We start from the raw sequence: 9,796 nt of genomic DNA, 5'->3' as shown, positions 1-9,796 counted from the left end.
AAGTATTTCTTTTTCGTTTGCTCTTATTGTGATTTCTTCTATTTCTTCTATCTGGCTACTTCCATCACCCGTGATGGCTTTTTAAATATTCTTTTTTATTATTTCTTTTAATTTAATGCTTTTAGAGTTGTAGACAATACTTGAAAGTCTGTATTTGCTTGAATTAATTCTTCTCTTTCCTTTGCCACTTACCATATTAGCTCGTCTATCCATTTCTTCTTGGACTCGCATAAATATTTCTTTAGATATAATAGAAAAATAGCTTTTAAGATTTCTTTAAAATATCCTAAAAGCCACCTGTTTCAACACTTTTATATCTTGTTATTCTATTTCATTGACATCAATACCACACTCTCAAGCGTTTTAAAGTATAGAAAACCATTTATTTTACCACGATTGAATGAGCCTTGATATTACACTAAAAATAACATGGGGAATAGTACAAAACATCTGACTATCTCCCGTCTTTCTTAATTTTATTGTAACTCTTAATGAGTATCGTCTTTTTCTGATTGTTCTTGAACAAATTTGATGCTATTTTGAATATATTCTTTCTCTTTCTCTGTTGCAACTTCTTCTAATTGTTTAAATAAAGCAATACATTCATTTCGTTTACCTAATACATTAAATGCAGTTGCAATATTAAGATACCATATCATTTCATCTTTCATATCTTTAGGCTTCATATCCATTGCAAGAAGTTTCTCTAAAAAGATTTCTCCGTTTTTATTTTCTTGATATTCTTTTACAATATCGTTATTCATTTTTCTGAATTGACGTCCTCTAAGCATTAAAACAAAGAATACAGTAAAGAAATAAACAATAGAAATAACGGCAATACCACCAACGATAACGCCTAAAAAGCCAATTGTTGATTTTACATAGGGAGCTATGTTCACATAAATAAATAGCAATACCGCCCAAAATAGCAAGGCCAATCGGATAAGCCATTTATCTCTTTTTTCATATATTGCTCTTTTATTTTTTAGATTTTCGGGTTCGTAAATCATTTTATATCACTCCTTTATTACCACATCAATCAGAATTTGTTTTACTGAGTTCTACAAACTGGAATTTGAATTATTGATTATTTTAAGAAAATTTTTAGAAATTTATCAGTGTTAACTTTCCTCTGATTATAGCTTTCTATTTTGCTCTAACAGCATCAATTCTTCATCTGTTAATACGTTACCATTCATTGTTATTTTCCTCCTTGCTCAACACTGCCACGTATTTCAATATCAAATTCTTGACCTTTGCGAACAGTTCCAAGCGCAAATGCTATTCTTCCTTCCCTTACCTCCGAAAAATCCTTATGTTCAGAAGATGTAAATCTTTCGTTTCTACACACTTCCACCCACGGACCGCCATAAAACTTATTTTCTTTCATCCACGTAAAAAACTCTGTCGTAAATTTCATCAGTTCATCATCCGTTTTACAAATCTCATCCGAGATAAGGATGTAAGCCCCTATCCTTGAAATAGTGTGCTGCATTAAAAAATCTTCATTCAATTTTGTAAATTCTTCCGTCTTCACATCTCCAAAATCAAGACTCGATACATACACACGAAACTGTTCTTCCGGCAAAAACTCCGCAAAATGTTTATTAAGCAACTTTTCAAATTCAATTCGTACTGCAAAATCCAAATAGTCGTCCTCATAATTTCCATCCTTTTTCGACACTTCAACCGTATCAATTTCCGGGTCATATCCGTCGGGAACAATCAATATGCTGCGCGCTTCCTTATCCAGCAGTTCCGGATGATGATAGGCAATATATGTAAAATGCACTCCATACGGCGCATATTTCTCATTTACATATGTCAGCATATCGTCCGCCATACTAAGATAAATCTTTTGTTTGCCGGTAAGTTGGCTGTAATCAAGCGGAAGTTCTTCCTTTGTTAATATCTCTTTCTGCTGGTCGGTTAAAACCACATTCTGGTCCTTTGTTTCCGTATTGTTTGTGTAATTCGCACTCATTCTGCAACCCCCTAAACATAATATCATTATAAATATTGCTACAATTCCTATGCCACGCTTAAACATTTGCATTTTCCTCCTTCGTTGGGGAACTAAAATATTACTTTTTATGGTACTTTCATCAAACAGACCATCACTATAGTTTTACCACATATTATTTTTATACTATACAAAAAATATATCTAATTAAAAATGCTACGATCAATACCCTGAATATGTTATAGGTCATTAAATTCATCCGCGTCGAATTAAAGACTTTGTATACTCTCTTGTAATTATTGTCATAATGATAATTGCAAAATAAACAAATTTCTCCAATAATCCACTCACTTTTTCAAAATGAATAAATTATTGATTTATTTCTTCGTCAAACAATATTACTTGATTTTATCTTCTACATATATCATAAATGCTAGTAATTTTTTTGTTCATTCTGCACTTCTATCATCCAAACAGTACATCTTTTTGATTTGCTTATATTTTGCCTTAATTCAGCACTTGTCAAATCCAGCTATATTTTAACACTTATGTGTTTATCGACATCAAGCTTAGACAAAAGTGCTACCGTCTCCACATGCCTTGAGTGGTCAGTATGGATAAATTTTAATTTTTTAAGTAAGCCTCGTATGTGGGAATATGTTAATTAATTTTAATAAGATCTACTAGCAACCCTTGAAATAATTTCCTCATCGGAATTCTCGTCCTCAGGATTAGGAGAGAAAAAGAAACTAAGATTTGTGTCTTCTTTATACTTCCCATATAAGAAAGATCTTAATGTACGAGCTTTATTACTATTTTCTATAGTTCTAACATTAGATAAGCCATCTGTCTCTCCATTACGCCTTACATAGTAACAATATATAGAATCAAGAGCATTACCTTCACATCTTGAGCCTTGCAGTTTACATAATAATTCTGACTTATTATCAACTTTTTTATCAGGAATATATTTAGAAAATATTTTTGAAAAATCTAAAAACAAATTTCTATTTGCATTTTTAATTTCTATGTTAAAAAAATCAGCAAACTCTGCCACAGAATCAAAAGAAACTTCATAAAAATCACAATAAGCGTGTATTGAATTGCTAGCATCTGATGTTTTAATGAATTCTAACTTTGCAACAGCAAAATTATTTGGTTTTCTTTCTTTTTTGTTATAAGTCTTTAAAATTACTGCATAGTCTTCCTTTTTATATCTAAATAAAAAACTATCTATTATCCAATCTTTTTGTTTCATGCTTTTAAGCAATTTAGGTAAATTTTCAAATCTAATTTTCTCAGTCATGTTTCTATATACTCCCACATATATTTAACAAATAATCGTCCAGTATGTAAGTAGAACATCCATTATTAAATAGCTATATGTTTAGTAATTATTTAATTTTATATTATTTTTAAAAATTAAATAATACTTTGCCAATTACGAATGAACCCTAAGTGATTTAATTCTGCTGATGGATATTTGTTAATTATTTCCAACAAGTCACCATGAAATTTATCGTAATAATCATCTTCAGCTAGAATCTTAAGATTAATTATACTAGCAAAAATAGTATTATTAGATATTCCTTGGTTTAAATATTCTTTATATAACTTTGGAGTCTTGGTTAATTTAGCTCTATACAATCTACCATAATGAGCACATATATTTCTGACATAAGACAAGTTCTCAATCCAAGATTCTAAATAAATATAGTCAACCTCGAATTCTTTGGCAATCTCTTTCTTATCTTCATTCTCCATATTCTTGTACATTTTAGAAAGTGTGCCAAAACTTGCTACCTCTATCGCAGCATAGAATGGAATCTCTCCGCCTTCATAATTTTTTTCGAAGTTATGTATAAATGGTGATTTCTTATTTCTTTTTATTTCTCTTTCTAATTCCTTTAGGGTACTCTTCTAAAAATTCTTTTTCTTATAGTTGCTTAAATCTTTATATCCAAAATTCCCATATTTTAATGAAATGTTATTAGTAATTACAGCTCTTAAATAAACTTCTATATGCTCTATTAACGAAAACAAAATATGTCTAAGTTCAATATCAAATAAATATAGGTCAACTATATTTTCAAAAGTAGTTGCTTCTATGTACTTTTCATTTTCTTTTAAAGTTATACTATAAGCCTTGACAATCCTATAATAGGATACTCTGCTAAGCACACTTTTTGCATAATCTTTATCTTCTATTTGTAAATCTAAAGAAATTAAATTTTCTATTTGCTCGTTTACATCTATGGGAGCTTGATGAGATTTCTTCACGCTATTACTCCTTATAATCAAAAGACCCGACTTGGTCCGCATTGTTAAGAGGCGTGTCGGGTACTGTTAATTATAATAATATATCATTGGCAGTTATTTGTCAATTTTAATGAAATAATATTTATGGAACAAGCTCTTGCCATAATGGTGGGCTTCATTAATATCTTTGATCTGCAATTATATGCTCTATGCCACTATGCTCCGACTTAAGATATTCTTTAAGAAATGTCGGATATGCCTTGCGCTTATCAAGCTCATCTATAGGCACCCAATGCATTGTCTCTTTAGTGCCTGACTCTGTAGTGCTTTGGCTTGTAAAGTCTCTTTAGCCCATAGGCTTCATCATATAGTAGAATGTAAGCTCATGAAAGTCTACTCCTTTTAAGTCAGAGCTTCCGATGAAGAAATTCTCGTGTATGACGGCAAGGTGGTCTACCTCGTAATTAACACCTGTCTCTTCAAATACTTCTCTCTTCACGGCTTCTTCTGATGTCTCACCTATGTGAACCGCTCCGCCGACTGAGTAATAATAGTCGTCCTCATCATTTCTTGCAAATAGCACATAACCTTCTTCGACTATGATAGCTGCTGCTCTATATCTAAAAGCTTTTTTATCGTTAATGATAGCGCAATTATGCTCCATAGTTTTCTCCTTTATATACTTTCTCATCTAAGAACCGTAACTTATGGTTCAAATGCAAACAGGTTTCCAAGCCGAATTGAAAATCCAAGTGATTTATACATTTGTATATCGCATTGTGCACAAGCAACAGTCATTGAACTTATAGAACTTGACCTATATGCAAATTGGACTAGTTGGCGTGCTGTTCCTTTATGACGAAAGTCAGGACATATGAAAAAATCTTCAAATATTCCACTTGGCATATAGTCAAAAGTTGAAAAACCAACTGTTATTGAACAGCAGCCTACCAATGCATCACCTTCCCATGCTCCGAAAAATAATATTTCCCCTTTGCTGATTGCATCTTTCAGACGTTTCTTGGATATATCATTCGGTATATCCTCTCCTATTTCTGCTTTATATTGCTTTTGAAGTTCCCACAAAAGATCAATTTGTGAAGCGTATATTTCCTTGTAATCCATTCATAACCTCCAGATAAACTCCTATTATATTATAAATTCAAATTCTTACTTTTTGGACATCAATACTATCATCTCCACATGCCTCGAGTCAACACTATGAGTAAAAAGTCCATTTTTACGTTTTGGTAAACATATCATTGATTTTTTTATATTTTCCTCGTATTGGCAAACATATCATGGGGCTTTTTTACGTTGATGTCGTATTCGAAAACATGTCAAAGTAATCATATTTTGCTCCATAATCTAAACCCACATCATCATAAACAAAATTATTAACTTTATTATACACAAAAAAAGACCCTACTTATATGTAGAGTCTTTAATTTATTTTACTTCTATTTTTATTCCTTACTTAAATTCAACTATTATGGTAATTCAATTTATCTCTATTCCTTCAATTAATTTTATTACTAATATAGCATTCAACGTTTCAATTTTAATTCCCATACATTTTTTTAAAAGATTTTACTATAAATACTCAATAGGTACTGAAATCAAATCATCTTTTAGCCATATTTTTTTATCGTATTGACACAGAATTACTCCTGCCTTAACATTCATATTCGATAAATTTTTTAATATAGAAAAATTCTTTGCCATTTTCGCTTCAGGCTTTCCAGTCATTTTAATCTCTATAGGGTACAAATCTTTTCCATGCTCAATAATTAAGTCTATTTCTTTCTGATCTCTATCTCTATAAAAATATAAGCTTGGTTTAGATATTCCGGCATTATAATAACTTTTAATTATTTCAGATATTACGAAAGTTTCAAATACATTGCCTGCAGCCGCACCGAATTGAAGAGTTTCTTTGGTTAACCACCTAGTTAAATAGCATAATAACCCTGTATCCATAAAATATACCTTTGGAGTTTTTATGGCCCTTTTCAAATGATTATTAGAGTATGGATAAAGTAAATAAATAATACCAGACGTTTCTAGTATTGAAGTCCATCTTTTTACTGTATCCAAACTTACCCCTATGTCTTTAGCTATGGCATTATAGTTTAATAATTCACCCGAACGAGATGCTATTGAAATCATAAAATCCATAAAAGTTTTCTCGTCACCTACTTTAGTAATCTGCCTTACATCTCTTTCGATATAGGTTTGCACATATGATTGATAGTAAATATTCCAATCCATATCCTCATTGATGTTTAATTTAGGCATATATCCTCTGTGAATATATGACCAAATATCTTCATATACACTTAAAGATTTTTCTCTCTCTGAAAAATATTCTTCATTAGGAATAAAACACTTATTAAACTCAGCCTTAAAGATTTCTCTTAAAGATAAACCTTGCAATTGGAAAATTGCTATTCTCCCCGCCAAACTTTCAGACACATGTTCCATCAAAGAAAAAGATTGCGAACCTGTTAATAAATAGTATCCCTGCTTTCCATGATCATCCACTTTAAGCTTTATTGCTTGAAACGCGTCAGGAACATATTGAATTTCGTCTAATAATAAAGCACTAGAATTGTTTTTAAAAAATAAGTTTGAATCTTCATCTAACAATTTTCTTTGCATCAAATCATCCATAGTTATATATTTATGAGTATCTTTAGATATCTCCTTTAATAGAGTTGTCTTTCCAACCTGTCTTGGCCCAGTAACTAAGATTACTGGATAGTGTTTAATAGTCTCTTTTAATTTATCTTCAATTGCTCTTTTTAAATACATGCGTTCCTCCGTCTATTTTACTGTTTAATCTTATTATAGACGAGATTAATTAGTAAATCAATAATAATTATAGTCTAATATATTATTTAATCTTATTTTAGACGTAAAATTAAATATGCGAAAGTTTGTTAAGCAATATCACTATTAGCATACATTCCACTTGATAATATGCCTGTAATATATCTATGCCTATTATCAGATATATTATCATTTGGCTTATCCCTTGATTTAATTGTTCCAATTATTTTTTTAATTATGTCTATATTGCTCCTTAAAAATCAAAATTAAAAAGGCATCTACTCAAGTAGATGCCTTTTTAATTTATTTTATTATACTATTTTTTAACTTCTCAATATCTCCTTTCATTGATAGCATTCCATTTTCTGAATCACTATAATTAGTTTCTAATAATAATTCACATCTACCGATAAAATCATCCAAGCCATTTTTCAATTTCTCATCCAGACTTTCATAATCCTCATTACTCATGGATGAATATATCCTAAACAGTAATGAAATAATAGATAAGTAGTCTGAAAAACAGACGTAATCAAAAGTACTGGTGTTTACTATTCTATTAATTGAATTTCTATAAGTATATATTTTTTTTATTTTATGTAACATTATTGAAATTAAAGTCTCATCCTTCAATAAATTATAATCATCAATTATTAATTCTTTGAATTCAAGTTCTCTATTTCTATATATTGTTCTAACAAAATACTTTATGATATTATCTTTAGATTTTTTAAACTTATTATAAATTTTGTTATAAAATCTGATTATAACTTGTTCTGATTTATCATCAAAAATCTCAATATTTCCTAAATCTTTAAACGCATCCAAATAATCAAGTTCTTCACAATTAATTCTATATTCTTTTAAGCAAACAGTTAAACAAACCTCTAATTTAGGAACAACCCATTTATATTCATCGGCATTGTTTATTGAAAATATTTTTTCAAAAATCAATATTAACACTTCATCCGAACATTGATCTTTATTAAAAATATTAAATAAGTCAGGTTTAAATAATTTTATCGTTCTATCTGATATATACTTGAATGCCTTCTTTTTTAAACCATTAGGAAATAAAAAATAATCATTATATAACTCATTAGATAGTTTTGTTATATCCGATTTTAATAAATTACTATATTTGCTTATCTCATCTAATTTTCTAATCCACATTTCTAGAGACCCGCCAACTACATACAATTCGTTTAGATATACAATATTATCCCAAAGTGATAAAATTGTATTTTCATAAATATTACGATTCTTATTATGAGCAGCAGAGTTTCTCAAATGTTTCATATCCTGTAATATGGTTCTATTATTATCTTGAATCTTAAATATGTTCCTTTCACTTCCAGTGTCCATCAATTCAAATATTTTATTTTCCCATTTATCATCATTATTCAAGTGTTCTATTTCTTTTATCCATTTTTTCTTTCTTTCGTTTTCATCTGAAATAGATGAACAATACTTTTCAGGAATTCCATTATATTTTAATACATCATTAGTTATCTTTCTAAGAAAAGCTAAATATGAAAAAAGATAGCTTGCTCTGTATGCTTTTGTATTATAACAATTTATCGACTCTATAAATAATTCATCTTCTTGAAGTTTTTTTTCCAATAACCACTTTCTAAAATCTCTTAAATCCATATGCCGCCTCCTTAGTTAGAATATACGCTCTATAATATCAAATAAACCAAATCCCTTTGTTATCATATGCAACTTATAAATTGGAATCTCATTCCAAATAGACTTATCAACTCCATAATTGTATTTATTTTATTCTATCAGATTTTTTCTTATTTCTCCATCAGCATTCCCTCTAAATAATACTCCATGAGATAAAACTATAGTCATAATACCATATTGCTTCAAATGATATAAATCATGTAATAAGAATGCATCCCCAATATAAAACCTGTAGCATAAGAAGGCCTATTAAATATCCGGTTTTTTTAAGGGTATCATCAACTATTTCACCGTTCTCTTTACATTTATATAGATGAGTTCTAGGCACTTTAAAAGCTAATCCAGTCCAATTAGCCAGTGTGCAATTAATTCGTCCTATTACTTTACCATCCATCAAAAACAAATTGAATTTATTACTATTTTTCACATTTTTTATTAATACCATATATTAAATTTTCACTTACAAACCGACTTTATCTCCATCCATACCGTTGACACAATCTAACAAAATATCCAAAGTTTTGACACGACCCTTTCATAATATTTATAGTGTTGCTACAAGTAAGTATTTGAAAGATATTTTTGAACACTTATTCTAAAAAAATAATCATATAATTATCTAGTTTAAAATTCATAAACCTATTGATTTCAAGGCTTTCAGAACCCTTAGGTATCTATTCCCTTGTCATCAATACTAGAGCCTCAGTGGTCCGGGCTAAGCCGCTCAGCTACGTCTTCGCCTTGCTTTGCGGAACCCTCTCACATGGACGTTGCAATATTGTTTGCTGCAGGACTAGTCCCTTGCAATCAATGCAACCATCTCAACGTGTGTTGTCTTTTGCTTGGGAACATAATTTTTTATCCTCGTCATTCTTGTAGGAACACAATTTATTAATGTCATTGTCTTTGGCATTTTTTCTTTTATCTTTAAAGTTATTAGAATCTTGACTATCTTTAACTCCTGTTTTGAAATAGAATTTCAGGTCATATGGATGAATTGTTCCGTCTTTGTCAATTCTGCCCACCACGACTTTATCAACTATGCTTTCA

At 29.8% G+C, this 9,796-nt stretch carries 7 protein-coding genes and 4 pseudogenes; all 11 read right to left on the bottom strand.

Annotated features, from left to right (window positions below; all coding sequences use genetic code 11):
• Positions 1-488: 488 nt before the first annotated feature.
• Entirely contained in the window at positions 489-1,010 is a 522-nt protein-coding gene (locus tag HMPREF3045_RS07650; RefSeq protein WP_070738398.1) for a hypothetical protein, read from the bottom strand.
• A gap of 191 nt (positions 1,011-1,201) precedes the next feature.
• The gene (locus tag HMPREF3045_RS07645; protein ID WP_070738396.1) at positions 1,202-2,056 is read right to left on the bottom strand and encodes a hypothetical protein; all 855 of its coding nucleotides are present in this window, start codon (positions 2,054-2,056) and stop codon (positions 1,202-1,204) included.
• 442 nt (positions 2,057-2,498) lie between these two features.
• Positions 2,499-2,561, bottom strand: a pseudogene (locus tag HMPREF3045_RS09535) (23S rRNA methyltransferase); the annotation flags it as partial.
• Between the two features lie 72 nt (positions 2,562-2,633).
• Positions 2,634-3,269 (bottom strand): DUF6037 family protein, encoded by a 636-nt coding sequence (locus tag HMPREF3045_RS07640; RefSeq protein WP_070738394.1) that lies wholly within the window; start codon positions 3,267-3,269, stop codon positions 2,634-2,636.
• 116 nt (positions 3,270-3,385) lie between these two features.
• Positions 3,386-4,144 (bottom strand): annotated as a pseudogene (locus HMPREF3045_RS07635) (Abi family protein).
• Between the two features lie 256 nt (positions 4,145-4,400).
• Positions 4,401-4,886, bottom strand: a pseudogene (locus HMPREF3045_RS07630) (NUDIX hydrolase).
• 41 nt (positions 4,887-4,927) lie between these two features.
• Positions 4,928-5,347 (bottom strand): GNAT family N-acetyltransferase, encoded by a 420-nt coding sequence (locus HMPREF3045_RS07625; RefSeq protein WP_070738392.1) that lies wholly within the window; start codon positions 5,345-5,347, stop codon positions 4,928-4,930.
• A gap of 468 nt (positions 5,348-5,815) precedes the next feature.
• A complete protein-coding gene (locus HMPREF3045_RS07620; RefSeq protein ID WP_070738390.1) occupies positions 5,816-7,036 on the bottom strand; it encodes an ATP-binding protein in 1,221 nt (406 codons plus the stop codon).
• A 321-nt stretch (positions 7,037-7,357) separates the two neighbouring features.
• Positions 7,358-8,707, bottom strand: coding sequence for a hypothetical protein (locus HMPREF3045_RS07615; RefSeq protein WP_070738388.1), 1,350 nt, complete (start codon positions 8,705-8,707; stop codon positions 7,358-7,360).
• 129 nt (positions 8,708-8,836) lie between these two features.
• Entirely contained in the window at positions 8,837-8,968 is a 132-nt protein-coding gene (locus HMPREF3045_RS09135) for an N-6 DNA methylase (protein ID WP_218970143.1), read from the bottom strand.
• Between the two features lie 599 nt (positions 8,969-9,567).
• Positions 9,568-9,796 (bottom strand): annotated as a pseudogene (locus HMPREF3045_RS07605) (hypothetical protein); the annotation flags it as partial.

The organism is Anaerococcus sp. HMSC075B03, assembly GCF_001815585.1.
GTDB lineage: Bacteria > Bacillota > Clostridia > Tissierellales > Peptoniphilaceae > Anaerococcus > Anaerococcus vaginalis.
The sequence above is the reverse complement of the archived record's forward strand: the minus strand, read 5'-3'. Positions and strand labels throughout refer to the sequence as shown.